The sequence below is a fragment of the Mucilaginibacter sp. PAMC 26640 genome, from assembly GCA_001596135.1.
Classification (GTDB): domain Bacteria; phylum Bacteroidota; class Bacteroidia; order Sphingobacteriales; family Sphingobacteriaceae; genus Mucilaginibacter.
Genome location: CP014773.1, coordinates 1,601,392 through 1,626,662 on the forward strand (window position 1 = coordinate 1,601,392; position 25,271 = coordinate 1,626,662).

General features: G+C 44.6%; 27 protein-coding genes. 10 read left to right on the forward strand and 17 right to left on the reverse strand.

Annotated features, from left to right (window positions below; translation table 11 throughout):
• Nucleotides 1-400 precede the first annotated feature (400 nt).
• From A0256_06930 to A0256_06945, 4 genes are all read right to left on the reverse strand, one after another.
• A complete protein-coding gene (locus tag A0256_06930; protein ID AMR31176.1) occupies nucleotides 401-715 on the reverse strand; it encodes a hypothetical protein in 315 nt (104 codons plus the stop codon).
• Between the two features lie 51 nt (nucleotides 716-766).
• Nucleotides 767-3,913, reverse strand: a complete 3,147-nt coding sequence (locus A0256_06935; protein AMR31177.1) for a restriction endonuclease subunit R — start codon at nucleotides 3,911-3,913, stop codon at nucleotides 767-769.
• Nucleotides 3,900-4,301 carry a hypothetical protein gene (locus A0256_06940; GenBank protein AMR31178.1) on the reverse strand — a complete coding sequence of 134 codons (402 nt, stop codon included), beginning with the start codon at nucleotides 4,299-4,301 and terminating at the stop codon, nucleotides 3,900-3,902. The genes A0256_06935 and A0256_06940 overlap by 14 nt, the downstream gene beginning before the upstream one ends.
• A 1,306-nt stretch (nucleotides 4,302-5,607) precedes the next feature.
• Entirely contained in the window at nucleotides 5,608-6,165 is a 558-nt protein-coding gene (locus A0256_06945; GenBank protein AMR31179.1) for a hypothetical protein, read from the reverse strand.
• A gap of 209 nt (nucleotides 6,166-6,374) precedes the next feature.
• On the opposite strand from A0256_06945, the gene A0256_06950 reads away from it, so the two are divergent.
• Nucleotides 6,375-6,962, forward strand: a complete 588-nt coding sequence (locus tag A0256_06950; protein AMR31180.1) for a hypothetical protein — start codon at nucleotides 6,375-6,377, stop codon at nucleotides 6,960-6,962.
• Nucleotides 6,963-7,875: 913 nt separating this feature from the next.
• Here the strand turns inward: A0256_06950 and A0256_06955 are convergent.
• A complete protein-coding gene (locus A0256_06955) occupies nucleotides 7,876-8,241 on the reverse strand; it encodes a CoA-binding protein (GenBank protein ID AMR31181.1) in 366 nt (121 codons plus the stop codon).
• 389 nt (nucleotides 8,242-8,630) lie between these two features.
• Here A0256_06955 and A0256_06960 point away from each other — a divergent pair, with 389 nt between their 5' ends.
• The 3 genes from A0256_06960 to A0256_06970 all read left to right on the forward strand — a co-directional run bounded on the left by A0256_06960 (nucleotide 8,631) and on the right by A0256_06970 (nucleotide 10,140).
• A complete protein-coding gene (locus tag A0256_06960) occupies nucleotides 8,631-9,191 on the forward strand; it encodes an RNA polymerase subunit sigma-24 (protein ID AMR31182.1) in 561 nt (186 codons plus the stop codon).
• Entirely contained in the window at nucleotides 9,188-9,610 is a 423-nt protein-coding gene (locus tag A0256_06965) for a hypothetical protein (GenBank protein AMR31183.1), read from the forward strand. The genes A0256_06960 and A0256_06965 overlap by 4 nt, the downstream gene beginning before the upstream one ends.
• Nucleotides 9,611-9,927: 317 nt before the next feature.
• Nucleotides 9,928-10,140 (forward strand): hypothetical protein, encoded by a 213-nt coding sequence (locus A0256_06970; protein AMR31184.1) that lies wholly within the window; start codon nucleotides 9,928-9,930, stop codon nucleotides 10,138-10,140.
• 30 nt (nucleotides 10,141-10,170) lie between these two features.
• On the opposite strand, the gene A0256_06975 is transcribed toward A0256_06970, so the two are convergent.
• Nucleotides 10,171-10,695 (reverse strand): metal-dependent hydrolase, encoded by a 525-nt coding sequence (locus tag A0256_06975; GenBank protein ID AMR34458.1) that lies wholly within the window; start codon nucleotides 10,693-10,695, stop codon nucleotides 10,171-10,173.
• A gap of 72 nt (nucleotides 10,696-10,767) precedes the next feature.
• On the opposite strand from A0256_06975, the gene A0256_06980 reads away from it, so the two are divergent.
• From A0256_06980 to A0256_07005, 6 genes are all read left to right on the forward strand, one after another.
• Entirely contained in the window at nucleotides 10,768-12,609 is a 1,842-nt protein-coding gene (locus A0256_06980) for a hypothetical protein (protein AMR31185.1), read from the forward strand.
• A 128-nt stretch (nucleotides 12,610-12,737) separates the two neighbouring features.
• Complete coding sequence (locus tag A0256_06985) at nucleotides 12,738-13,073, forward strand: tRNA-binding protein (GenBank protein ID AMR31186.1); 336 nt, start codon at nucleotides 12,738-12,740, stop codon at nucleotides 13,071-13,073.
• On the forward strand, nucleotides 13,073-13,540 hold the full coding sequence (locus tag A0256_06990) for a tRNA-specific adenosine deaminase (GenBank protein AMR31187.1): 468 nt from the start codon (nucleotides 13,073-13,075) through the stop codon (nucleotides 13,538-13,540). Before A0256_06985 ends, A0256_06990 begins: the two co-directional genes overlap by 1 nt.
• Before the next feature lie 242 nt (nucleotides 13,541-13,782).
• Nucleotides 13,783-14,394 (forward strand): superoxide dismutase, encoded by a 612-nt coding sequence (locus tag A0256_06995; protein AMR31188.1) that lies wholly within the window; start codon nucleotides 13,783-13,785, stop codon nucleotides 14,392-14,394.
• A 72-nt stretch (nucleotides 14,395-14,466) separates the two neighbouring features.
• A complete protein-coding gene (locus A0256_07000) occupies nucleotides 14,467-15,459 on the forward strand; it encodes an alcohol dehydrogenase (protein AMR31189.1) in 993 nt (330 codons plus the stop codon).
• A gap of 224 nt (nucleotides 15,460-15,683) precedes the next feature.
• Nucleotides 15,684-17,342, forward strand: a complete 1,659-nt coding sequence (locus A0256_07005; GenBank protein AMR31190.1) for a glutamine--tRNA ligase — start codon at nucleotides 15,684-15,686, stop codon at nucleotides 17,340-17,342.
• 78 nt (nucleotides 17,343-17,420) lie between these two features.
• Here the strand turns inward: A0256_07005 and A0256_07010 are convergent, their stop codons facing one another.
• From A0256_07010 to fumC, 11 genes are all read right to left on the reverse strand, one after another.
• The gene (locus A0256_07010; GenBank protein AMR31191.1) at nucleotides 17,421-18,899 is read right to left on the reverse strand and encodes a hypothetical protein; all 1,479 of its coding nucleotides are present in this window, start codon (nucleotides 18,897-18,899) and stop codon (nucleotides 17,421-17,423) included.
• Nucleotides 18,900-18,903: 4 nt separating this feature from the next.
• A complete protein-coding gene (locus A0256_07015; protein ID AMR31192.1) occupies nucleotides 18,904-19,701 on the reverse strand; it encodes a hypothetical protein in 798 nt (265 codons plus the stop codon).
• Between the two features lie 22 nt (nucleotides 19,702-19,723).
• Nucleotides 19,724-20,221, reverse strand: coding sequence for a hypothetical protein (locus A0256_07020; protein AMR31193.1), 498 nt, complete (start codon nucleotides 20,219-20,221; stop codon nucleotides 19,724-19,726).
• Nucleotides 20,222-20,277: 56 nt separating this feature from the next.
• Nucleotides 20,278-20,673: a hypothetical protein gene (locus A0256_07025; protein AMR31194.1), complete on the reverse strand. Its 396-nt coding sequence runs from the start codon at nucleotides 20,671-20,673 to the stop codon at nucleotides 20,278-20,280.
• Nucleotides 20,674-20,736: 63 nt separating this feature from the next.
• A complete protein-coding gene (locus tag A0256_07030) occupies nucleotides 20,737-21,234 on the reverse strand; it encodes a hypothetical protein (protein ID AMR31195.1) in 498 nt (165 codons plus the stop codon).
• Nucleotides 21,231-21,644, reverse strand: coding sequence for a hypothetical protein (locus A0256_07035; protein ID AMR31196.1), 414 nt, complete (start codon nucleotides 21,642-21,644; stop codon nucleotides 21,231-21,233). The genes A0256_07030 and A0256_07035 overlap by 4 nt, the downstream gene beginning before the upstream one ends.
• Entirely contained in the window at nucleotides 21,634-21,858 is a 225-nt protein-coding gene (locus tag A0256_07040) for a hypothetical protein (protein AMR31197.1), read from the reverse strand. Before A0256_07040 ends, A0256_07035 begins: the two co-directional genes overlap by 11 nt.
• A gap of 36 nt (nucleotides 21,859-21,894) precedes the next feature.
• Nucleotides 21,895-22,335 carry a protein tyrosine phosphatase gene (locus A0256_07045; GenBank protein AMR31198.1) on the reverse strand — a complete coding sequence of 147 codons (441 nt, stop codon included), beginning with the start codon at nucleotides 22,333-22,335 and terminating at the stop codon, nucleotides 21,895-21,897.
• Between the two features lie 85 nt (nucleotides 22,336-22,420).
• Nucleotides 22,421-23,218, reverse strand: a complete 798-nt coding sequence (locus A0256_07050; GenBank protein AMR31199.1) for a S1/P1 Nuclease — start codon at nucleotides 23,216-23,218, stop codon at nucleotides 22,421-22,423.
• 1 nt (nucleotide 23,219) lies between these two features.
• Entirely contained in the window at nucleotides 23,220-23,696 is a 477-nt protein-coding gene (locus A0256_07055; protein AMR31200.1) for a hypothetical protein, read from the reverse strand.
• Between the two features lie 151 nt (nucleotides 23,697-23,847).
• Nucleotides 23,848-25,245, reverse strand: a complete 1,398-nt coding sequence (fumC, locus tag A0256_07060) for a class II fumarate hydratase (GenBank protein ID AMR31201.1) — start codon at nucleotides 25,243-25,245, stop codon at nucleotides 23,848-23,850.
• Between the last annotated feature and the right edge of the window lie 26 nt (nucleotides 25,246-25,271).

Below are 25,271 nucleotides of genomic sequence, written 5' to 3' on the forward strand. Positions count from 1 at the left end.
ATTCCGGTTCGTGCTGGGTTCTTTAATGGCAGGTGGCGTTGGCTGCCCTAAAATAGGGATAAATTGGCAAGCCGCAAACTATGGCTCCGGGCACGAAAGTGTAAACTAATAGCGGGATTTTACAGTAGGTGTTTCACTTTGCGAATGTGAATCGGGTGAAACACCATCTATTTTGATAATCAATGCTTTACGTTTTTTGGTGAAACACTTAGGAATACCCGCATTGTTTAAATAATTGTTGTAATGTATTTATTATAAGTTAATTATGAAAACAGGAAAATTGTGTTATAATTAGTGAAACACTTTGATGAAAAACCTGTGGAACAGGTTTTCCGGTAAAAACATTAGAATTACATCTGTTGTTTTGCCCTGAAATTACCAGACGATCATTTTCGTGGTATCAGGAAAATGGTAATTGTTTAATCACTTCTATAAACTCCGGCAGGCTCAATCCGGAAGTCGCAGCCTCATTAGTATGTTCTATACTTTCAAACTCGTGCCAGGTATGGTCCAATTCATTATCCCATGTGCCGAAATGCAAATCTGTTACTTGCCATTCATGATGGTAAAACCAGGTTTCATCAAAGAGTTTGGAACGGATGAGGATCTTTAGGGCTGCCAAGTCTATTTCGCTTGGACTGGCGAAGATCACCGATCCATAATTTTTGTAGTTGCCTGCGTCGCGGTAGAGGTAGTTGAATTTGATGTTCGGCATGCGGCTAATTTAGCCGGATGGATCGGGGCGGGCAATTGGATATAAGTGAACTTATCCAATTGCTAATTTACCGCTTTCTTTCCAAAGATATGCAGGCATAGGTTCACACAACTGCCACTCTACATTCATCGGTTTAGTTCCATTCGATTTTATATAATTGGCTTCTCCCAAAAACACATAAGGCATGGTAAAGCCATATTGATCATCGTTTTGCTCGCGGACGAATAGCAAAATTTTCTTGTCTTTCGAATTGTGATTTATGTAAGATAGACCTTTAGAGGAGGTTGGTGATGTTGCGTTTTGAGATTGCCAATGAAAAAGATATTCATTAATTGCGTAATCATCGTAAAGCGTTGATGGCGAATACTCTTTCTCCGACTTTTTTAATGTGATAAATAGTGATTCGATATTTAATTCTTTATTTTCAGCTACTCCTTCTCGATTCGACGAAGCTTTATCAAATTTGTGCATACCTGTTGCTACCAATATTTCGCCTCTGTTATATCGGCTGTGTATCCGTAATGGCATTGGGATATCCAACTCAAACTTTCTCTCCACAAAATCTATTTTGGACATGAGGTAGTCCGTGATTTCAACAAATTCAGCCAACATCGTTGGGTTTTTGGCAACCTGATTAAAGCTTGCCTCCAATGAAACAAAATCTAACATCGGGCCAGCCTTTTGCCAAATATCGTAATGAAGCATTAATAACATTAGATTCTTTTCATCATTCAGATTGTGGATGTTAAAATCATCTACAATTAAATCTTTGATGAATTTGAGGTACACCATCGAATTGCATCTCAATAATCGCTTGATGCATCCAGTAATTTCAACTTCGTTAGGTTCGATAAAGTTTGGAATTACGTTTGCCTCCGTACAAAGCCGCTTCCAACTGCCTTTTTTGTAAATTAATTGCAATTCAATGTGCTGGAATTCGATGAAGTTTTTTAAGTTTAGTGGTAGTGTTGACTGATGTTTGAAGTTTTGAATTTTGATGACAAGTTGCTTTCGATTGAAGCCAATGGCTGCGTTTATATTTTTTAGTATTACTTCCTTTGCCTTTTTTTCTAATACGATAGAGCAACCCAAAGGTAAATGTGGGAAGTCATCTTCAATTTCTTTAATGATAGATGTTTGAGTTTTACCAACCAACGCTCTGAATTTATGTTCAAAATCGTATTCTGGTCTTGCGTTACCCACAAAATCTAAAACTGTTAAACAGTCTTTATTCGAAGCAATCCTCAGTCCTCTTCCTAATTGTTGTAGGAAGATTGTTAAACTTTCCGTCGGCCTTAAAAAAAGCACTGTATCTATTTCTGGTATATCTACGCCTTCATTGAAAATATCTCTAACGAATAAATAGTTGATTTCTTTATTGCGAAGTCTTTCCCTTATCTCTGATCGATTAACTGAATTTTCACTTGTCAAATAATCTGCCTTCAGGCCGGCTAATATGAACTGCTCCGCCATATATCTGGCGTGATCTATACTTACACAGAAACCTATTGCTCTAACATCCTGAATGTCGGTTAGATATTTTTCGCAGTTTTTTAAGATATCTCCAATTCGCCGATCATCTTCAGTGTAAAGTTTTGTAAGTTCATTGATTTCATATCTCCCGTTTTTCCAAGAGAGTTTAGATAAATCAACATAATCTGATACGGCGAAATATTGAAACGGCGAAAGTAGTTTTCTGTTAAGAGCTTCTGGCAATCTAATTTCAGCAGCAATTACGCCGCAAAAATCTTTCAAAATATCCTCGCCATCTCCACGCTCTGGCGTAGCAGTTAAGCCGAGCAATATCTTTGGTTCGAAATGGGCCAAAATAGGTCGGTAACTTGATGCTGCAATATGGTGTACCTCATCTATTATAATAAAATCAAAAAATCCTGAACTTAATTTTAACTTCATGATTTGATTAGCTAACGTTTGAACTGAGGCAAAAACAAATTCATAACTGGCAGGCTCCTGTCCATCAACCCATAATTCGCCAAAGTTTGCGTCTCTCAATACGTGTTGAAAAGCTTGTTGTGCTTGTTCTAAAATTTCTTTTCTATGGGCTACAAAAAGTAGCCGCGCTCGTTGATTTCCATTTTTGAAATTGCGATAATCGAAAGCAGAAACTATAGTTTTTCCTGTTCCTGTAGCGGCAACAATTAAGTTTTTACATCTTTCGTGTACTATCCTTTCTGACTGTAATCTTTCCAGAATTTCGTCTTGGTAAGGAAAAGGCTTCAAATCAAAAAAGGTAGTTATGCCTTGTCTGTCGAAGGATCGTTGTTGTTTTAAAGCTGCTATAAGCCTTGGTTTATCTTTGCCAAATTCATAGTTTTCGAAATCTTTATCTACCCAATAAGTTTCAAAGGTTTTTTTAAATTTATCAATGATGTGGTTAATTTCTTTTGATGTCACCTTTAGGTTCCATTCTAAGCCATTTGTGAGCGCTGATCTTGAAATATTTGACGAACCAATATAGCCAGTTGTAAAACCGGTGTTCCTTAGAAATAAATATGCTTTAGCATGTAACCGTTCATGATCGGAATTATAGGAGACTTTAATTGCCGTGTTCTTTAAATTTGAAAGAAATTCAATCGCTTTTACATCAGTTGCTCCCATATAAGAAGTTGTAATGATTCTTAATTTCCTGCCACTGTTTGTGAACTCCTCTAACTCGTCCTTGAAAATTCTTATACCGGAGTATTTTATAAAGGATACCAACCAGCAAATTTCATCCGATGAAAGAATTTCTTTCTTAATTTCACTTTCTAACGAAATGCCAACGTTGTTTCCAGTAAATAATTCGCTCTGACTTAGGCGAGTGTACGGAGTGATTTGTTTAATTCGATCATTAAAATCTGCAAAGGGGGTATCTAATTTTGAAAAAACGGCATCAAGGATTTTTCCCTCATTATCGATTAAATTATCCGATAATCCTAAATCAGGGAGTTCGGTTATGAGTAGCTGAATTATTTTGTTTGAAAGCTCAATTTGTTTGAGCGTTTTGTCCTCATCTTTAATTTCATTGAGAGCAAATTTAATTGTCTCAGACAAGTATAAACTCAGATATCTTGATGCCTCTTCCTTGTCGAGTTTAGCTTTCTTAATAAAAAAGGATTCGGTATTTAATAAGCTTAATTTGTTAGCGATGAGCTTGTTTATCAATTGTTCGTACAGGCCTAATTCAATTACCGACATTGGAAAGGTTTAGATAGTTATAAAGAATAGGCACATCTGCATCCGCCCAATCCAAAGCTAGCAAATCATCTTTAGGAAGCCACCTGAAATTTGCGTGTTCTCTAAGGCTGATTTCTCCAGTTAGGTATATGCACAGAAAGGGAATAAGTTCAATGGAGATGTGCGGATAACTGTGATTGTTGCTAGGCAACTGCTTTACAATCCGGATATCTATATCTAACTCTTCTTTTATTTCTCTGACTAAGCAATCGTTTGGAGATTCGTTTGGTTCAATCTTACCTCCAGGAAATTCCCATTTTAACGGTAAACTCATTTGTGTACTACGTTGTGCCACAAGGACCTTTCCTTCGTTATTGATTATAAGTGCACACGTTACTCTAATGGCCATATAACTTTTATTTTTCTACTTCGGAAAATACATATTTACAACCACTATTTAAACATCGCTCAATCCGTAGCCGATTATTGAGATGCGAAAAATCCGCAATCAATTCAGTCCTCGCACCGCAAATTGGGCAATTAGTCGGCTGATCGGTAACTAGATAAAAGGTATTCATTCAGCAAATCTATTTATTATGCCTACGATAGGCAATCGGAGATAAGTGAGCTTTCAAAATTAATCAAGCGAATTTTCAAAGTTCAAAAAACACCCATTTCCCCCGCACTACCAATTTGTCAATGCTTTTCCACTGGTCCGCACTATTCCGATTAAGCATGCGGACGGACAGTTCCGACCTAAACCTGATAGCAGCGTAAAGCCGGCAAAAGGAGGGCTTGCATCGACGGTACGCCTGCCATCTTCCAATGTGTGCAAGCAAACAGCAGATAAAACAAACCTTCTAATGTAGAGACGCAATATTTTGCGTCTCCCGCCATGCAGGTGAACGCGATATTGTTAGTCCCCTAATGCCTTAACCAATACGCGATGAGGTAAATCGGAAAGGGACAAAGTTTAAAATATTGCGTCTGTGCGGTGGGGTAAATACGCCAATCATGGTTGATTTGTATGTGTGAGACATACGGTGGAATAAATCCGTTAATCATGGTTGCATTTGCATGGGGGAGACGCAAAATATTGCGTCTGTCCGGGGTAAATCCGGGTAATCATGGTTGCATTTGCATGGGGGAGACGCAAAATATTGCGTCTGTCCGGGGATTAAATCCGGGTAATCATGGTTGCATTTGCATTGGGGAGACGCAATATTGCGTCTCTACAGGAATTGAATCCGCTTTCATGGTTGCATTTGCATGGGGGAGACGCAAAATATTGCGTCTCTACGGGAATTAAATCCGTTAATCATGGTTGCATTTGCATGGGGGAGACGCAAAATATTGCGTCTCTACAGGAATTGAATCCGCTTTCATGGTTGCATTTGCATAGGGGAGACGCAAAATATTGCGTCTCTACGGGGATTAAATCCGGGTAATCATGGTTGCATTTGCATGGGGGAGACGCAAAATATTGCGTCTCTACGGGGATTAAATCTGGGTAATCATGGTTGCATTTGCATGGGGGAGACGCAAAATATTGCGTCTGTACAGGAATTGAATCCGCTTTCATGGTTGCATTTGCATAGGGGAGACGCAAAATATTGCGTCTCTACAGGAATTGAATCCGCTTTCATGGTTGCATTTGCATGGGGGAGACGCAAAATATTGCGTCTCTACGTTGGGGTAATCCGCTAATCATGATCTTAAGGCGTATCAAAATTCGGTAGAAAATCATTGGAATTGTCGCCCTTACACAGCCATTGCTGGGGATTGTTGGCAATATACTGCTGGATGTTAAAATATTCTTTTTCGTTTCTGATGACGTGATCGTGATATCTGCTTTGCCAACTGAATTCAATGTTGTTTGTGGTTGCATATGTCTTAACCGATGCTTTGAACCCCCTTAATACCGAAGCCAGGTTTCCGCTTTGTACGCCAAATCTGTTGGGTGTCCAGTCTGTTTTTTGTGGTTTATTAAAAAATAAAATACCGTGGATATGATTGGGCATCACCACATATTCATCAAGTTCCACAAAATCAAAGTGATCAGGTATGTTTTGCCAGTTTCGCTCGGCAATTACTCCCATTTCGGTAGATTGGAGGCCTGCTTCTTTTTCCTTTCCGGAAGAAACTATATCGCCAAAGTAATTAGTGCGGTTTGCTGTACATATTGTAATATAATATAAACCATTTGCGCCATAATCCCAATTTGCAAGCCGGGTAGGTAGAATTCGGTATTTATTTTTGAATAGGTTTTCCATGTTCCAATGTAAGAAACCTGCATATTAAAAAGAAGGAATAGGAATATTATCAAATTTAAAATACGTAATGTTTTACGTCCCGGTTTAGTAGAGCAACGCTGATGCTAGTGAGGCTTAATTTGCATGCTTGTAAAAGCAAAATATCGCCGTTATGCCAGGGGGGTATATCATACAGTCAAACATTCGCCCTCCTTTTTCCTTTTGGTACTATGCGGTTGAACAGCGGTTTGTGTTTGGTTTTTATTGGGCTGGCGGCTTGCAGTGCGCCGGAGGAGCCTGCTTATGTAATTACGGTGAAGGATTCGGCCGGGAAACAGGTTACGCGCAAAATTCCGGAGCATACGCCCATTGCACCTACCGACGGTACGCCGCAGATGAACAAAATTAACACGGGCAGCACTACGCCGGCAGAACTGGTTGCTTTTGCCCGCACGGCTACGGGCATTCCCTACCAATACGGCTCTACCGACCCATCGGTGGGGTTCGACTGCTCGGGCTTTATTACCTATGTGTTTAACCATTTCGGTATCGCGGTGCCGCGGTCGTCGGTTGATTTTACACATGTGAGCAGAGAGGTGCCGGTGGGGGAGTCGCGCCCCGGCGACCTGATCCTTTTTACCGGCACCAACCCGTCCGACCGCACAGTTGGGCATATGGGGATTGTGGTATCGCCCGCTGCTGCCGATACGGTGAAGTTTATTCATGCTACATCGGGCAAAGCCAAAGGTGTGGTGGAAACGCCGCTGACTAGTGGTTATGTGCAGCGGTTTGTAAAGGTTCTGAGGATATTTAAGTAGGGATGGAGGGATGTTTGTCGGTTAAAAGATGCTTCGTGCCTCAGCATGACAAGGTTGTTTTCCCCAATTGTCATCCTGCGAAGGATGGTCTGCTAAACGCCACGAATCACACGCCATTCTATCGCTTAATAGATGTTTCGTACCTCAACATGACAACTTCTTTTTTACCAATTGTCATCCTGACGAAGGAAGGATCTATTCAACGCCATGCGGTAAGCTCCATGTCATACGGTTAGCAGATGCTTCGTGCCTCAGCATGACAAGGTTGTTTTCCCCAATTGTCATTCTGCCGAAGGAAGGATCTGCTAAACGCCACTGATCACACGCCATTTCTATCGGTTATAGAGGTTTCGTGCCTCAGCATGACAATTTCTTTTTTTTACCAATTGTCATCCTGACGAAGGAAGGATCTATTCAACGCCATGCGGTAAGCTCCTTGTCGTACGGTTAGCAGATGCTTCGTGCGTCAGCAGGACAAGGTTGTTTTCCCCAATTGTCATCCTGACGAAGGAAGGATCTGCTAAACGCCACGGATCACACGCCATTTCTATCGCTTAATAGATGCTTCGTGCCTCAGCAGGACAATCTCTTTTTTTACCACATTGTCATCCTGACGAAGGAAGGATCTATTCAATGCCATGCGGTAAGCTCCATGTCATACGGTTAGCAGATGCTTCGTGCCTCAGCATGACAAGGTTGTTTTCCCCAATTGTCATCCTGACGAAGGAAGGATCTGCTAAACGCCACGGATCACACGCCATTTCTATCGCTTAATAGATGTTTCGTACCTCAACATGACAACTTCTTTTTTACCAATTGTCATCCTGACGAAGGAAGGATCTATTCAACGCCATGCGCTAAGCTCCTTGTCGTACGGTTAGCAGATGCTTCGTGCGTCAGCAGGACAACCGACCTAATACTGACCTATGCTCAACAGCACCAGCGTACAGGCGTAATCCGTTTCGATGCCACGTTCTTTGGCCATGCGGCGGAGGTCGCTGTTTTCGGTGCCTGGGTTAAAGATGATCCGTTTGGGGTTGGTGTTCAATATATAATCGTACAATGGCGGCTGGTTTTGCGGACCAACATACAGCGTTATGGTATCAATATCGGTATGGATAGTTTCCGGTTTTTCAATAGGTACACCTGCTACTTCGCCGGTTTTGATGCCTACGTTTACAATAGGATGCCCGTAACTGATTAAGCGGTTAGCAGCCAGGTAAGCGTAGCGGCTAGCATCTGGCGTAGCGCCTAATATGAGTGTTTTTTTATCAGCCATGCATTTATAACGTTGGGGAGGGCGTAAAAGTTTGTTAGCAACTCACCCCTGCCCCCTCTCTGCTACGCAAAGAGGGGTGGCACAATTCTTCCCCTCTCTACAAAGTAGAGAGGGGTGGCGAGCGATAGCGATGTCGGGGTGAGTAAATTTACCGGGATGCAGTATTCTTATCAACTCACCCCCTGCCCCCTCTCTGCTACGCAAAGAGGGGTGTAGCACAATTTTTCCCTTCTCTACAAAGTAGAGAGAGGTGACGAGCGATTGCGATGTCGGGGTGAGTAAACTTCCGGCACGCTCCACCCTTAACAATTTTAATTTTTTTTAAAATGTATTCCCACCACAGTCGTCTTTATATTTAAACAATCATACAATTGACTACCACCGCGCTAATGCCCCAGGATAAAAACAGCCATATCATACAAACCATTACGGCGTATGGTAAAAGCTTGCTGGGCTTTATCCGCCGCAGGGTGAGGAGTGATGCCGATGCCGAAGACATTCTGCAGGATGTATGGTACCAGTTCAGTAATGTGATCAATTCTGAACCTATCGAGCAAACCAGCGCCTGGCTGTACCGCGTTGCCCGCAATAAAATTTTAGATAAACATAAAAAGCATACCGAAACGCTGCTGGACGATATGCTGCCTGATAACGGTGAGGATGGCGACGATGCGCCGGATTTCCAGGCGATACTGATGAGCGAAACCCGTACGCCGGAAACCGAGTATATTCGCAACCTGTTTTGGGAAGAGCTTTTTACAGCGCTGGATGAATTGCCCGAGCAGCAGCGGCAGGTGTTCATTTGGCAGGAGCTGGAGGACGTACCTTTTGATGAAATTGCCAAACGTACGGGTGAAAACATCAATACGCTGGTATCGCGCAAGCGCTACGCGGTGCTGCATTTACGCAAGCGGTTAAAGCAATTGTATAATGAAATTAATGATTATTGAAAAAATCTATTGAAATGATTACCAAGCATAGAAAAAAACTATTTCTAATTCCGCTGGGAGTAGCGGCATTATTAGCCCTGATAAGTTACGTGGTGATGCAGTTGTGGGACCACCTGCTGCCGGATATAATCCATGTAAGTACCATTACTTACTGGCAGGCCATGGGCATATTTATATTGTGTAAGATCCTGTTCGGCTTTGGCAAGGGCGGCGGTGGCGGTGCCCCATGGATGCGCCGCAAGCAAATGATGAACGAGCGCTTTAACAGCATGTCGCCCGACGAACGCGAACAATTTAAACAACAGTGGAAAGACCGCTGCGGCTGGGGCCGCCGGGGCAACCGCGACTGGATGGGGCGGGAGAAGGAGAGTCAGGAGTTTAAGAGCCAGGAAGTCAAGAATCAGGAGCCAGGGGTTTAGGAATTACGAATCAAGAAGGAATCAAGAGTCAAGACGTCAAGAGTCAAGGCGTCAGGAGTAAAGCCGTCAGGAATCAGGAGTTTAAGAATTAAGACTTCAAGAAGGAGTCAAGAGTAAAGCCTTTTGGTATCAGGACTTCAGAAATCAGGAGTAAAGACGCGGGCTAAAATCTCCCTGTTATTTCGAACGAGGCGCGGGAAGGAATCTTATATTATTTGCAAACGTTATGCATCTCGTAAAGATTTCTCCTCGCTATCGCTCGTTCGAACGACAAGGGTTATTAAAATTAATATATCATCACCTTAAATAGCAACCTTATGGATGTGCTGATCTTTAAAACAAGTGTTACTACGCCGCGGCAGGCGAGCCGGTTGCAACCCCTGCTCTCGGCCCTGGCAGATATCAAACAATACAACTTCGACCTGGAAGATTGCGATAAGGTGCTGCGCATTGTAAGCAGCCGCATAGAACCGCAAACCATTCGCCATATTTTGCAGGTTGCAGGGTTTATGTGCGAGGAATTAAAATAATTGAGCCGGGCCCCAACCGGCTGATGTGGCTTAAAACTTTTTAATCGTTTCGGTTAGGTGCGCCAAATGGTGGCGGCTGTGCCAGGCATAAAGCGCAAGCCCTTTATTCAGTGTTACCGTATCGCCAGATGCGGGGTGTATAAAGCTGCGGTCCCATTCGTTTTCGGTAAAGCTTTCAAAAAGTGCCACCATGTGGATGTGGATCCCCTCCAGCATTTTTAAAGATGATTCTACCGGCAGGCGATAGTCAGGCAGCAGGGCCCAGTCGGCTTCTTCATAAGGTTTTATAGTGGGGCTGTTTTCGGTAAGTGCCAGCTTAAAGCGCACCAGCGAATTCATGTGGCTATCGGCCAAATGGTGTACCACTTGTCGCAAGGTCCAGCCGCCGGTGCGGTAGGGGGTATCCAGCTGCGCGTCATTCAGCGGCATAATGGCATTGCGCACCTTGCCGGGCAGGCTGTGCAGGTCGCTGATCCATTTGCGCTTATCTTCTATAATATAGGATACGGGGGCTACAAAATTACCAATGGGGTAACGCATCTGCTCGTCTGTCATGGTTTTTAATTTTCTTGAGGGATTAAAATTTAACGGATCCATAAGGATTTGCTCTAAATTAGCGTTTTGTACTTGTTTTATAAACTGATGATCAAAAAAATTCTCTCCATCCTGCTGCTGCTGATTGCTAATTTTACCTATGCCGATACCATAAAAACCGATGTACTTGTAGTAGGCGGGGGAGCAAGCGGGGTGGCTGCGGCTATCCAGAGTGCACGCAGTAACGTAAAAACCTTGCTGATAGAGCAGGGCCCTTTGCTGGGCGGCAGCATGACGGCCGGCGGTTTCTGTATCCTGGATGCCAACCGCAATTTACCCACAGGCATTTATGCGGAGTTTAGGGGGAGGGTTGTCAGCTATTATAAAAGCCGGCTGGGGTATGATACTACAAAAAATGCCCCACTCAATTTCGAGCCCGCAATAGGTGCCTCAATCCTGAAGAAACTGACAGACACGGTAAAAAACCTGACCATTAAAATGAATACACCTTTCACCGCCATTAAAAAAGATGGTACGGGCTGGGAGGTGAGTATTACCGCAAATGGTAAAACCGACGTGATAAAAGCGCAGGCGGTTATTGATGCGACCGAACTGGGGGATGTGGCTGCAAAGGCGGGTGTAGTGTTCAATACTGGTTTTGATAGCCGCAACGATACGGGTGAGGCACTCGCTCCGGCAAATGCCACCAACCAGATCCAGGACATCAGCTGGATAGCTATTTTAAAAGATTACGGCAAGGGCGCCGATAGTACCATCGTTAAACCCGAAGGATATGAAGCCAGCCAGTTTGCCTGCCTTAAAAAGGCCGACATCAAAAAGCTGCTGAAAGCCGGTGCTTTGATGAACGATAAGTATCTGGTTAACTGGAACGATTGCGCCAGTCAGTATTCGGTAACCTCTAACGATCTGCTGCCCGAGAACCGGGAGGCTACCTTTCGGCAATCGCGGTTGCATACGCTGGGCCTCATCTATTACCTGCAAACCGAACTCGGGTACAAGAACCTTGGCTTAGCCGATGAGTTCCCCACGAAAGATAAACTTCCGCTGATTCCCTATATCCGCGAAAATAAACGTGCATACGGCGAGTTACGCATGGTTTTGGGGGATATATACACCCCATACGAGCGGCAATCCCGGTTGTATCGTACCTGGATTGGGGTGGCAGATGCTTTACCCGGGCAGCACTATGTAGTACCCGGTGCACCGAAGATCAACTACCCGCCCTTTCCGGCGTTTGGAATTCCGCTGGGTGCTGTAGTGGTAAAAGATCAAACCAACCTTTTTGTTACCGAAAAGGCGTTGTCGGTTACCCACCTGGTGAACGGCAGTATTACCGACCCGGCCGTGCAGATGACGCTGGGGCAGGGGGTAGGTGCCTCCGCTGCCTGGTGCGCATTTTTTAAAAAGACCACCAAGCAGCTGGATGTCCGCAAGATCCAGGATGAGATCCTGGTATACAGTGGTTCGATCATGCCATTTAACGATATCCCAAAAGCAGACCCGGCCTACCGGGCGGTACAACAGGTGGGGGCAACCGGAATGCTGCGCGGCTTTATTAAACCAACCGGCAACGCCGCTCAGTTTTTGTTTAAGCCGGATACCATTGTTTATACGGCGGAGGTAAAGCCGTTTTTGAACGAGATCTACGCACGGTCGTTCCTGTGGTTTAACAAAACAAATCCGGGGGAAACCTTTACTGTGGGCAACCTGCTATCGTACATCAGCGAGATGTCGCTCACCGATCCGGAGACTTTACAGAAGATGATGCGGGCAGCCTGGCAAACCAAATACAAGTTTAACACCGCTTTTGATATTAAACGCCCGGTAACACGAAGGGAGTTTGCCGTGCTGGCCAACAAATATCTCAATCCATTTTCGCGAAAGGTGGATATCAGCGGGAAGCTGGTGAATTAGCTGGTTACAGGGAGTGCGTGTGAGCACAGCGAACGGTAGGATTTAAGCGGATGGGGAAATGTTTAATTCGTTTAAATGATTTTTATTGTCGCCTCCTGTTTTGCTTAATACCTTTATACCTTTGCCGTATGGAAACCATCAGCTGGAACGATTTTGAAAAGGTAGAGTTGCGTGCGGGTACCATCCTGGAAGCGTCAGATTTTCCGGAGGCACGGAAGCCTGCTTATAAGCTCCGGGTGGACTTTGGCCCGCTGGGGATTATGCAATCCAGCGCGCAGATCACTAAACACTACACTAAAGAAGAGCTGCCGGGCAGGCAGATCCTGGGCGTTGTGAATTTCCCAAAAAAGCAGATCGCCAATTTTATGTCGGAGTTTTTGGTAACCGGCCTGGCTGATGAGAACGGCGACATTGTGCTGACTGCTATTGATAAACCGGTACCAAACGGAAGCAAACTGATTTAATGAGATACTATAATTTCGGCGAAGAGCCCGCAATATCGCCCGATGAATTCTTTATGAAAGAGGCTTTGAAAGAAGCGCGGCTGGCCCTGCAGGAAGATGAAATTCCTATTGGCGCGGTGGTGGTATGTAAAGGGCAGATCATCGGCAGGGGCCATAACCTTACCGAGCGGCTGAATGATGTATCGGCGCATGCCGAAATGCAGGCGCTTACTGCTGCAGCCAATTTTATGGGCGGTAAATACTTGCCGGAGTGTACGCTGTATGTTACGCTGGAACCCTGCGTAATGTGTGCCGGCGCATCCTACTGGTTCCAGGTAGGGAAGATAGTTTTTGGGGCCTACGATGCCCAGCGCGGTTTCGGCAGGCTCAATCAAAAGATCACCCACCCAAAAACGGTTGTAACGGGTGGCATTTTCGAGAACGAATGTTCGCAGCTGGTGAAGGATTTTTTTAAATCGAAGAGATAGATTGTAGTGGGGCAGTCGGAAGTCCGAAAGTCGGCAGCTCGAAAGTCCGCAGTGTGGGGTCCGAAAGTCCGCGGTCCGAAAGTCAGTAAAGACGCTCACTGGTTTGACTTCTTCTTCCGGACTTACCGACTTTCGGACTGCAGACTCATATAAATGACAATCCTTTAGAACAAAAAGCCGTTTCGTCTCTTATATTTGCTCAACACGAATTGTTTAACCACAAATACTAAATATTAAACATTATGGCATTTACACTACCGGCGTTATCTTACGCTACTGATGCATTAGAACCGCATATTGATAAAGCTACTATGGAAATTCACCATGGCAAGCACCACCAGGCTTATGTTACCAACTTAAACAAAGCTTTGGAAGGTAAACCAGAAGCAGATGCGAAAATCGAAGACATCATTAAAAACATCTCTAAGTTTCCGCCTGCTGTACGTAATAATGGTGGTGGTCACTATAACCACACTATGTTCTGGACTTTGTTATCTCCAAGCGGTGGTGGCGAGCCAACAGGCGCATTAGCCGATGCGATCAAAAGCACGTTCGGTTCATTTGCTGATTTCAAAACTAAAGTATCTGAAGCTGGTGCAACCCGTTTCGGTTCGGGCTGGGCATGGTTAATTGTTACTGCTGATAAAAAACTGGCTGTAACTTCAACCCCTAACCAGGATAACCCTCTAATGGATATTGCTGAAGTAAAAGGCACACCGATTTTAGGTATTGATGTTTGGGAACATGCTTACTACTTAAAATACCAAAACCGTCGCCCTGATTATTTGGCGGCTATCTGGAATGTAATTAACTGGGCACACGTGTCTGAGTTATACACTAAAGCAATCGCTTAATAAGCAAATTGATATAAAGGGAAGCGGCAGATTGGCAACAATTCTGCCGCTTTTTGGTTAAGTAAAATACCTATGAAAGCTATCGTTCTCGAATCTGCAGAAAACCCGATCGTATTTAAAGAAGTTGAAAACCCTGTTGCCGGCCCCGGTGAGGTTTTGGTGAAAATAAAAGCTGCTGCCCTTAACCGCCGCGATTATTGGATCACCATTGGTAGGTACGCGGGCATTAAATACCCAACCATTTTGGGTGCCGATGGCGCTGGCATTGTAGCCGAAGCCGGCGAGGGTGCCCAGGAATGGCTGAATAAAGAAGTGATCATCAATCCATCGCATCACTGGGGTGAGCACCCGGAATATCAGGGGAAGGATTTCAAGATCCTCGGCCTGCCGGATGATGGCACTTTAGCCGAATATGTGAAAGTAAAGGCGGAGTACTTACTGCCAAAACCCGCTCATTTAAGCTTTGAACAGACTGCTGCTTTACCTTTAGCCGGCCTTACCGCCTACCGCGCCTTGTTTACCAAGGCCCGGATCAAGAAAGGTGATAAAGTCTTGATCGTCGGCGTGGGTGCGGGAACCGGTACTTTTTTGTTGCAGATGGCTGTAGCGGCAGGTTGCCAGGTATTTGTAACATCGGGCACCAGTGAGAAGCTGGCGAGGGCCAAACAGCTGGGCGCTGCAGCGGGTGTAAACTATAAAGCGCAGGACTGGGCCGAAGAACTTAAACACCTGGCCGGTGGTTTTGATGCGGTTATTGACAGTGCCCTTGGTGAGGGCTTTGCCAAAATACCTGACCTGTGCAACCCCGGCGCAAGGATCGTTTTCTTTGGTGGAACGGCGGGCAATATTCCCGAACTGGGTGGCAGGGTTATCTTCTGGAAGCAATTGCAGATCTTGGGTACCACCATGGGTACGCAGGAAGAATTTGAGGCCATGCTGGATTTTGTTGCCACGCACGGAATTGTGCCGGTGATAGATGAAGTTTTTCCTATTGCGCAAGCCAAAGACGCTTTTGAGCGGATGGGTAATTCGGCACAATTTGGCAAGCTGGTTATTACAGTTTAGGTACTGGTTTTAGCCACAGCGCCCGCAATAGCGATTGCAGCGGATACCGGCCATTGTGGCTAAGGCCCGTGCAGTATGAGCGTAAAGCGCGGGCCGGAGGCATTGCCAAAAAACGCTTGTTTCTCTGCAAAACTTTCCGCAAACTGCAGAATTTTGCGGAAAAATAGAGGCGCACTGCAAAAATTTTCGTATCTGCCTGATACTATACTTACTTTTGCGCCACCATGAGCGAAGAAAGATCACTGAATTTTATAGAGGAAATTGTTGAGGGCGATATTGCTGCCGGCAAGAATGATGGCCGGGTTTTAACCCGTTTCCCGCCGGAACCTAACGGTTATCTGCATATCGGGCACGCTAAGTCGATATGCCTTAATTTTGGTTTGGCGCAGCGCTACGGCGGTAAAACCAACCTGCGCTTTGATGATACCAACCCTGTAAAGGAGGATGTGGAGTATGTGGACAGTATTAAGGAAGATGTAAAGTGGCTGGGGTTCGATTGGGCCGAAGAACTTTATGCATCTGACTACTTTGATAAACTGTACGACTTAGCTGTAGAACTGATTAAACAGGACCTGGCTTATGTTGACGATAGCACTGCCGAAGAAATTGCCGTACAGAAAGGTACGCCAACCGAGCCTGGGGTAGCTAATGCATTCCGGAGCCGCTCTGTTGAGGAGAATCTGCAGTTGTTTGCCGATATGAAAGCCGGTAAATACCCGGACGGCGCTAAAGTGCTGCGTGCTAAAGTTGATTTAGCCGCGGCCAATATGCAGCTGCGCGACCCATTGATGTACCGCATTAAGCATGCTCACCATCACCGCACGGGCGATGCCTGGTGCATTTACCCGATGTATGATTTTGCACATGGGCAAAGTGATGCCATTGAGGAAATTACGCACTCTATCTGTACAGTGGAGTTTATACCTCACCGCCCGCTGTATGAGTGGTTTATAGAGAAATTAAACTTGTTTCCGAGTAAGCAATATGAGTTTGCCCGCTTAAACCTTAACTATACGGTAATGAGCAAGCGCAAGCTGCTGCAATTGGTTACCGATGGCCATGTGGATGGCTGGGATGATCCGCGGATGCCCACCATTAGCGGTTTGCGCCGCCGTGGCTACACACCCGCCAGTATCCGTGAGTTTTGCGAGCGCATTGGCGTGGCCAAGCGCGAAAATATGATAGATGTTGGCTTGCTGGAATTCTGTATCCGCGAGGATCTGAACAAAACCGCATGGCGCCGTATGGCAGTGCTTGACCCGGTTAAGCTGGTGATCACTAATTACCCGGAGGGCAAAACGGAGATCTTTCATGGAGAGAATAACCCTGAAGCAGAAGGTGGAGATGGCAGCCGGGAGTTTGGTTTTGGTCGCGAGATATGGATAGAACGCGACGACTTTATGGAAGTACCTACCAAGAAGTATTTCCGCCTGGGTGTTGGCCTGATGGTGCGTTTGAAGAGCGCCTATATTGTTAAAGGCGAAAGCGTAGTGAAGGATGCAGACGGTAATATTACGGAAATTCATTGCACGTACATCCCCGAATCGCAAAGTGGGAACGATACCAGCGGTATCAACGTAAAGGGTACCATCCATTGGGTGAGCGTTGCACATGCCAAAACTGCCGAAGTGCGCCTGTACGACCGCCTTTTCCAAGTGGAAGACCCTAGTAACGAGGACGGTGATTTTAAGGACTATATTAACCCAAACAGTCTGCACATATTGCCGGCTGCCTTTATAGAAGCCGATTTGGCTAATGCCAAAGTGGGTACCCCGGTACAGTTTATGCGTAAAGGTTACTTTACATTAGATAAAAATTCAACTGCAGATAAGCCCGTATTTAACCGTACGGTAACGTTGAAGGACGGTTGGGTGAAGAAATAGCAGCCTCCCTTCAAAAGGTGCTTTTAAAAAATAAAATAAGCCGGCCATGTTGTTAGTGATAACTTGGCCGGTTTTATTTTACATATCCATATCATCCATCATTTTACCATTCATTTTATGTTTGCCGCCCATTTTCATGAGCGCCGGTGTTACCCGCAGGTAAACCTGGAAACCAACCGGACTGCTGCCATACAACGGCTTTAGTTGATTTGGGGACAGGTTAAGGGTTGCTTGTGCCCCAACGGTAAGGTTGGTTTGCTTAAATGTAGTAACAATGCGGTTGGTGCCTAAAGTAAAAGCATTGATGTTGAACCGCGGATCGGTTGGGTAAATTTGTTCCAGGTCCAGTTCTTCTGCATCTTTTTGGACAAATTCATAACGGCCGTAAATGGCTGTTTTATGCAGCTGCAGTGCATTTTCCAATAATAGGGCAGGCTCATTCCGGCCGGTGCTGTTGTGGTGGTTTTGCCCGAAAACTAATGTAGTGGCAACATAGCTATCCCCGTTAAGCATTTTAGTGTGGATAGCAGATGCTGAAAACCGCCTGATGTTTTCCAGCGGCTCGGCCTCTTCCGGGCTTTTTAACCAGCCGTTGGATACCTGCAGCGCCCATTCTTTAGATGGGTTGACCGACAGCCTTACAGAATAAGAATCAAACTTAGCTTTATCAAAATCGTAGCGGTGCTCGTCAGGTTCGCGCCCGGTAAATACTGATCCTTCCAGTTTTACATTTTTATACCTGAAACCCAGTGTGGCAGTACCAAAAGTAATATGGGTAGCATCGGCATAATGATGGCTCAGGGGCGCATCGGGGTTGTTCATGGCCGAGAGCCTGTGCATAAATACCGGTGGGCCTAAAGCAGGTTCGCCAGGGTAGCCAACAGACAGCGACAGATCTGTATTTTTAGCCACTCGCTGGGTATAAGCAATACTTAATTCGGCAAACAGATCATGCGGATGCTGGCGATCTACCAGTTTTCGGCCCTTGTATGATTCGCCCGTTTGATAAAGCAGGGGATAGCCACCTGCACCAACCGTAAAAGGATCGAATGAGAACATGGTATTGATAGCGAACAGGCCGTTATGGCCTACTTTACGCTGCGCCATGTACATGAGCCAGTTGGGTGCATCAACCTGGCTGCCGCCACGGCTGCCTTTATTAAAAAGGTCCTGCTTATTGTATCTGGCGAATACACTCCCATGAATCATCTGCATCCATTTTCTACCATGGATCATATACATATACATGGGTGTTTCGTCCGGCACCCATGATGTGCCCGAGCCATCACGGTTCATCGGCAGATCCAGCGAGAACTGGCTGCTCATCGTATTCATTTTCTTAACGGTATCCGCCTGCATATGCATCATGCCCATATGCCCGGAGTGCTGATCCATTTTGCCGGCGGTATCGCGTTTTATAGGTTTGGTGTCTGCAGATTTGCCCTTTACTGTCTTTTTCAAAACAGTATCTTTTTTCATGTGCATATTACGCATATCCTGGGCGTAGGTAAGCTGCGTAACAAGCGCGGCAATCACCAGTATTATATATTTCTTCATTTGGCTAAAGGTTAAAAAAATTGTACTCCAAACGTACCAGGTACATGTTTTGGCTATTGCGCTTCATGCTGTTATAGATTGGAGTGCGGTACGAAAAATCAACCCGGAAAACACTGTTAAAGATCAACTGTACAGCCGGTGCCACATCAAGGTAGCTTTGTGCATAGCCGGGATTGGATTTACCGAGCAATTCTGCATACACATTCAAATTGACCTGATTATAGCTGGTGTAGTTTTTAGGCAGCAATAAATATCCGGCCGACAGGGTATAAGCTACCGCGTTTTTAGCCCCTGAAACAGGCATTGCGTTGCCAGCATTATCAAAGGCATGCAGGTAACTGGCAGAACCTGATACAGCCAGTTTGTGGATCAACTTGGTAAAAACTACCCCGCCCTGCAAGCCACTGTTATCGCCCTCCAGTGCTATTTCCTGCAAATTGTACGGATTGCGGCTTATAGATGCTTTTCCAAAAAATGCTCCCCGAAAATGGGATTGTATCGTATCTGCAGAGTAGAACCTGTACTTGGCATAAAAGCTGCCGCCCTCAAAACTTTGATTTGGCCGGTACATATCAGAAACATAGGCCGAGCCGTGTACCATTAGTTTCCCTGTTGCACCATACATCATCTCGAGTGTTGTACGGTTTTTAAACGTGGGCGAGTAAAAGCTTTGATTCTCTAAGCGGATCCCAAGCGAACCGGTAGCCATATTGCTGGCCGGTTCGGTATTTACATACAATTCTTGCGCACAGGCGGAATAGGCCAATGCCGTAAGGCAAAAAGCCAATAAAATGGTCTTCATAAAAATTTAATTTAGAAGACGCTTAAATTGCTAAATGATAAGTTTTGCCTGCTGCTGCCGGCGTTTCCGGGGTTTTACCCAAGTATTTTTTAGATACTGAGTTTGGCGCAAAGCCTTTATCCACAATGGTTAATGATACTTCGCCATTTAATGGTTTATCAGCGTTTAAAACCTTAAAGGTATCGCCTCCGGAAGTAAATGCATTGTCGGCAAGGGTGGTGCCTGTGAAGTTATAGGTGGTTTTAAGATAGTTCACAAAAAAACCGGCACCCAACACTTTTTTGCTGATCTGCGAAAAATCGACAGGAACACCGCTTTTGAAGGTGATGTTGTAGATATTGTGGATCAGATCGGGCTTAATTTCGCTTACAAACGGCAAGGCTTTGATCGCTTTTTCGGTTGATTTTGCGCAAAGAGAACAGGTAAGGCCGCTAACTTGTAGCTCGGCTTTGGTGAATTGTGCTTTTGCAACGGTTACTGTTGCTAATAAAAGAAAGATATATACTTTAAGCGTTTTCATGTTTTTAAAATTGAATTTGAATTGATAGAATAACTAATGCAGCGATTGGTTATTTATCAGATCCTGAAAACGCAATTTTTTATAAACACAGCAATGCTTTCCGAGGGAACATCGGGAGGGCCGCGGCCGAAGACTTTTTCTAAAAAAGCCTGCTGAGCAGCAAATAAAAAGTCTGCTACCTGGAATTTAGGCAGATCGAAAGCAAACAGACGGGAGAAAAATGATGTCGATTCTTTTTGGTGACCATCTTTAACCTTAACGGTAAGCTTACTATTCTTGCAGCAATTCATTTTGCTTTTGGCCATCGCCATAGGTTTGGCACAGCTTTTAGCAGGGGCGTTGATCTGTACATCGGCTACCTTATTGCCGCAATAATGAAGATTCAAAGCAAAGCCGGCCACTGTAACGGTGTACAGTAACGCCAATAGCAACGCCCCTCCTCTTTTTATCATATTACAAAAATACTGTTTAACTTATTGATTACAAATATTATCGGTAGATAAAATTAATGCAGTTTATTTTCCGGCAGGTTTTAGCGTTGCCGTAACTTTGCCGCATTCCATCATTCCCTCGCCATAATATGGGTTGCGGATCTCCTCAGATTCGCTTAGCCAATACGATTTTTTCATCGGGCAGTATTGCTGGTAAACCGTGGTGGTATTCAATTTTAAGCCGGTGAGCAAGGCGTACATGTTTTTTGAAAGGCTGGCAAAATGTTCCCGCTGATGATCGATCACGGTTGTTTCGCTAATGTGGCGGCTATCAAACTTTAGTTTTTCCAGGTAGGTGGTGAGTAGCTTTTGCTGCTGTGCTGTCATTCCTTTGGCCTGCTGTGCAGTTAGCACCGAAAGCAGGTCCTTTGCGCGGCTTTTCGCTAAAGCAGCATTACTGCCTACCAAAGCATCTTTTAGGCCAATGTAGGAAGTCGTTATTTTGTCGATACTGTTTGTGTCCGTTGCTTTAGCGCTTACTATACTAAAAGCGAGGATGAAACTTAAAATGAGTGTTTTCATGAAAATTGATTTAAAAAACAATTTGCGGTGATGATATCGATGCCATGGAATGGATGTAAGCGTAAAAGATCTTTATCTCCCGATACCAATGTAGAACAGCCGCTATCAAATGCCAGGTTTAAAAATTTGTTATCTTTTTCGTCTCTGCAATCGGTAAATTGACTAATGATTTTGTATTTGCTTCCCCTTAATTCCCATCGTTGTACAAATTCCAGCCGCTCACTCACCGGGAGATATTTATCAAATTTAGTTCTTACGATAACTAGCTTCAATTCATCTAAAGTCTCAGTTGAGAAGGCTAATTTGCCAATATCGTCGGCTCTTCGTAATGCCTGCCTACTAACAGAAGTTGGAATAAGTAGGGCGCTAATTAATGCGTTTGTATCAAAAACGAACTCATTAATCTTCATTAAGCATTTTGTTGAGCTCGTCCTCCGTTAAGCCATTCTCGGTGGCCTGCTTTCCTGCTCTTTCCATAAAGTCCCAGAAATCATCATCGGATTTTTCAAGACTTTTGCTGAGCATCCTACTAACCACTCCTGTTATTTCCTTTTTCTTATCCGCAGAAGCATATCTATACTTTTTTGCTAAAGTGTCGTCAATATCGAAAACTACTCTATCCATAATTTCAGCGTTTAACGTGTGAATCAAATATACAACTTACTTGTCTTTATACTGCCTGATAATTTCTTTGCACCCGGTCTCTATTAGTTTAAAAACAGGTGCAAATTGCGTATCGTCATAATAAGGATCGGGCACTATTTTATCGCCCAGTAGCATCTTCACTTTTTGCCTGTCGGAGTCATTACGTGATAACGCTAATATATTGGATAAATTACTTTTATCCATCACCAGGATAAGATCAAATTCATCAAAATCGCTGGTAGTGAACAATCTGCAAACTTGTTTGCTGATATCCACACCCTGTTCATAAGCGGCGCGGATAGATCGCCTGTCGGGAGGGGAGCCGACATGCCAGTTGCCCGTTCCGGCAGAATCCACCTCCCAATTTAAACCTTCCTTATCGGCAAGGTGCTGCATAATACCCTCCGCCAGCGGCGAGCGGCAAATATTGCCGAGGCAAACCATCAGTATCTTCATTTAGTTGTGCAAATGTGCAAATAGGCAGATGTGCAAATCAAACTCGTGTGCATTCATTTGCACATTTGAAATCTGCACATCTGCGTTATCCAAATATCTGGTTCAAAACACCCGCCAGTCTAACCCCGCCTTTCAAAAGCTGATCATTAAGGATGGCAATAAATTTAAAGTTATACTTATAGGTGTTGATCTTGTCGCCCGGTTTAGCATCCGCATAAATTTTATCGGCTAACTGGTTCGATTCAAATAACCACTGGCTTACCGGGGCCTTTTGAAGGGTAGCCCTGCCGGCTGGTGTAGTGTGATTGATCCAGGATACGTATTCGGTATAACTTAATTGCTGTGCATCTATCAGCTGCGAATCCCAGATAGAGTGCAGGTTGCTTTCCTTATCAAACCACATCACTTTCACATCGTTGCCGCCTTTATCGCTCAGGTGCCCGGTATGCAATGGCTGGTGCACATCCTCCACAATATGGATCAGCATTCTTAGATAAAGCAATTTGCTTTCCTGAGGCAGGTTTTTGTTTTTTAGCTGGCCGGTTAAAAAGTTTATTTTGGTATAAGCATTTGTGGTGGTGTCCGCTTTTAAGTAAGTCTCCATCTCAGGATAAGTAAGCGTTTTATCAAAATTTATAAAATGCCAGTTATACAGGTAATTGAAATTTGGATCTGATTTGATAAAATCAGCCCAGTTACTGGTAATGGCGATGGATTCATTGCCGAGAATGGCTTTAATTGCTGCACGGGCCTTGGGTGTAAGGTAGCTGTCTGCTATTTGGCCGCAAATCCGGTGTCCGTTGGTACCCCATGCCATACTTTGTATGGGCAGATACATTACGGCTACTGCCAGTATTAATTTTTTTAACAATTTGATTTTCATGTTATAGTGGTTTTGGGATGCAGGTATAATGCTTGATTAAGCGAGCACTGAAGGGTACAACGCTGGATGTTGGTGTAAACTGAAAAACGGAATCGCTTTTTTTATCTATCTTAAAAAACTCTTCGTAATTGCCGTACCGGAAGCAGCCGCCTTCGTCTTTATAGCTATAATTGGCGTTACAAAACAAGCCTTTTAAATGCAGCGTGTCGTTTTGTTGATTGTAATAGCCCTTGGCATATTCGCTCCATTGCCCGTTTTTAACGCAGCTATCCGGATTGCCGCCATTGGCTTTGCTGAATGATTGCAGGCTTACAAAAAAAGAATCGCAGGTAAACTTAAACCGGTACAGCGAATAATTAAGCAATTTCTTTTGCAAAGCGGATGTGTCCTGTTTCCATTCACCCTGCAGGTATTTTTCGCCCTTGCCTTGCAGGTTGGGATTAAATTTGCAACCGCAGGCACTCAACGCCATAAGCATTATGCAAAAAACTATTGGTTTATTTAGGAGCAAGGGGAGTTTAATGAGGGACTGGTGCATAGCATGCTTTGGACAAGTTTCTAAAAAACCCTCTCTTAAAGCAGAGAGGGTTTATGTAGTGCTTTATTCCCTTTTAGGGGGCTGGAGCGCGTTATTTTAAACCGCCGATCATGTCTTCCGGGCGTACCCACTCGTCAAATTGTTCATTGGTGAGGTAACCTAAACCAACAGCGGCTTCACGAAGTGACTGGTTTTCTTTCAGCGCTGTTTTGGCAATTTTGGCCGCTTTCTCGTACCCGATGTGCGGGTTAAGTGCAGTAACCAGCATCAGCGAATTTTCAAGATGCTTTTTGATGCCTTCGTAGTTTGGCTCAATGCCTACAGCGCAATGATCATTGAAAGAAACGCAAGCATCACCAATCAGGCGGGCCGACTGCAAAAAGTTGGCAGCCATTAATGGCTTAAATACGTTGAGTTCATAATGCCCGTTTGAACCACCGATAGAGATAGCTACATCGTTCCCCATCACCTGTGCAGCAACCATAGTTACCGCTTCGTTTTGTGTAGGGTTAACTTTGCCGGGCATAATAGATGATCCCGGCTCGTTATCCGGAATATGAATTTCGCCTATACCCGAGCGTGGGCCAGATGCCAGCATCCGGATATCGTTGGCAATTTTCATTAGCGATACTGCAATTTGTTTTAATGCACCGTGGCTCTCCACAATAGCATCATGTGCAGCTAAGGCCTCAAATTTATTTTCGGCAGTAATAAATGGCAAATTGGTGAATTGCGCAATGTATTCGGCCACCTTTACATCATAACCTTTAGGCGTGTTGATACCGGTGCCTACGGCGGTTCCACCAAGTGCTAATTCGCTTAAATGCTCGAAAGTATTACGCAGGGCCTTTAGGCCGTGGTTCAGTTGTGATACATAGCCCGAGAACTCCTGTCCCAATGTTAATGGGGTAGCATCCATTAAATGGGTGCGGCCAATCTTCACAACCGATTTAAAAGCTTCGCTCTTTGCTTTCAGTGTGTCGCGAAGTTTTTCGATCCCGGGTATCGTTACGTCGATCAGGATCTTATAGGCGGCAATGTGCATTGCGGTTGGGTAGGTATCGTTTGATGACTGGGATTTATTTACATCATCATTTGGGTGGATAAAGGTTTTGCCTTCGCCTAAAGTATTACCCTGCAATACGTGGCTGCGGTTAGCTACCACTTCGTTTACGTTCATGTTTGATTGCGTGCCCGAACCGGTCTGCCAGATTACCAGAGGGAATTCTGCATCCAGTTTACCAGCCAGGATCTCATCACATACCTGCGCAATCATATCGCGTTTCTCTGCAGGTAGTACACCCAGGTCTGTGTTGGTATAAGCGGCAGCTTTCTTTAAAAAAGCAAATGCTTCTATGATCTCCTTCGGCATAGATGCCTCGGGGCCAATTTTGAAGTTGTTGCGGCTGCGTTCGGTTTGTGCGCCCCAGTATTTATCGGCCGGTACCTGTACCGCGCCCATGGTATCATATTCGGTTCTGAAACTCATAACTATACTATGTTTTTGCGGTGGCA

What these genes read in the sequence shown, in the direction of transcription:
- A0256_06990 (AMR31187.1), top strand. Translation starts at nt 13,073, where the DNA reads ATGAGATACTATAATTTCGGCGAAGAGCCCGCAATATCGCCCGATGAA.
- A0256_07040 (AMR31197.1), bottom strand. Translation starts at nt 21,858, where the DNA reads ATGGATAGAGTAGTTTTCGATATTGACGACACTTTAGCAAAAAAGTAT.
- A0256_07020 (AMR31193.1), bottom strand. Translation starts at nt 20,221, where the DNA reads ATGAAAACGCTTAAAGTATATATCTTTCTTTTATTAGCAACAGTAACC.
- fumC (AMR31201.1), bottom strand. Translation starts at nt 25,245, where the DNA reads ATGAGTTTCAGAACCGAATATGATACCATGGGCGCGGTACAGGTACCG.
- A0256_06975 (AMR34458.1), bottom strand. Translation starts at nt 10,695, where the DNA reads ATGACAGACGAGCAGATGCGTTACCCCATTGGTAATTTTGTAGCCCCC.
- A0256_07045 (AMR31198.1), bottom strand. Translation starts at nt 22,335, where the DNA reads ATGAAGATACTGATGGTTTGCCTCGGCAATATTTGCCGCTCGCCGCTG.
- A0256_07015 (AMR31192.1), bottom strand. Translation starts at nt 19,701, where the DNA reads ATGAAGACCATTTTATTGGCTTTTTGCCTTACGGCATTGGCCTATTCC.
- A0256_06945 (AMR31179.1), bottom strand. Translation starts at nt 6,165, where the DNA reads ATGGAAAACCTATTCAAAAATAAATACCGAATTCTACCTACCCGGCTT.
- A0256_07055 (AMR31200.1), bottom strand. Translation starts at nt 23,696, where the DNA reads ATGCTTATGGCGTTGAGTGCCTGCGGTTGCAAATTTAATCCCAACCTG.
- A0256_07030 (AMR31195.1), bottom strand. Translation starts at nt 21,234, where the DNA reads ATGAAAACACTCATTTTAAGTTTCATCCTCGCTTTTAGTATAGTAAGC.
- A0256_07010 (AMR31191.1), bottom strand. Translation starts at nt 18,899, where the DNA reads ATGAAGAAATATATAATACTGGTGATTGCCGCGCTTGTTACGCAGCTT.
- A0256_06955 (AMR31181.1), bottom strand. Translation starts at nt 8,241, where the DNA reads ATGGCTGATAAAAAAACACTCATATTAGGCGCTACGCCAGATGCTAGC.
- A0256_07000 (AMR31189.1), top strand. Translation starts at nt 14,467, where the DNA reads ATGAAAGCTATCGTTCTCGAATCTGCAGAAAACCCGATCGTATTTAAA.
- A0256_06935 (AMR31177.1), bottom strand. Translation starts at nt 3,913, where the DNA reads ATGTCGGTAATTGAATTAGGCCTGTACGAACAATTGATAAACAAGCTC.
- A0256_06995 (AMR31188.1), top strand. Translation starts at nt 13,783, where the DNA reads ATGGCATTTACACTACCGGCGTTATCTTACGCTACTGATGCATTAGAA.
- A0256_06960 (AMR31182.1), top strand. Translation starts at nt 8,631, where the DNA reads ATGCCCCAGGATAAAAACAGCCATATCATACAAACCATTACGGCGTAT.
- A0256_06930 (AMR31176.1), bottom strand. Translation starts at nt 715, where the DNA reads ATGCCGAACATCAAATTCAACTACCTCTACCGCGACGCAGGCAACTAC.
- A0256_06950 (AMR31180.1), top strand. Translation starts at nt 6,375, where the DNA reads ATGCGGTTGAACAGCGGTTTGTGTTTGGTTTTTATTGGGCTGGCGGCT.
- A0256_07005 (AMR31190.1), top strand. Translation starts at nt 15,684, where the DNA reads ATGAGCGAAGAAAGATCACTGAATTTTATAGAGGAAATTGTTGAGGGC.
- A0256_06940 (AMR31178.1), bottom strand. Translation starts at nt 4,301, where the DNA reads ATGGCCATTAGAGTAACGTGTGCACTTATAATCAATAACGAAGGAAAG.
- A0256_07035 (AMR31196.1), bottom strand. Translation starts at nt 21,644, where the DNA reads ATGAAGATTAATGAGTTCGTTTTTGATACAAACGCATTAATTAGCGCC.
- A0256_06985 (AMR31186.1), top strand. Translation starts at nt 12,738, where the DNA reads ATGGAAACCATCAGCTGGAACGATTTTGAAAAGGTAGAGTTGCGTGCG.
- A0256_06970 (AMR31184.1), top strand. Translation starts at nt 9,928, where the DNA reads ATGGATGTGCTGATCTTTAAAACAAGTGTTACTACGCCGCGGCAGGCG.
- A0256_07025 (AMR31194.1), bottom strand. Translation starts at nt 20,673, where the DNA reads ATGATAAAAAGAGGAGGGGCGTTGCTATTGGCGTTACTGTACACCGTT.
- A0256_07050 (AMR31199.1), bottom strand. Translation starts at nt 23,218, where the DNA reads ATGAAAATCAAATTGTTAAAAAAATTAATACTGGCAGTAGCCGTAATG.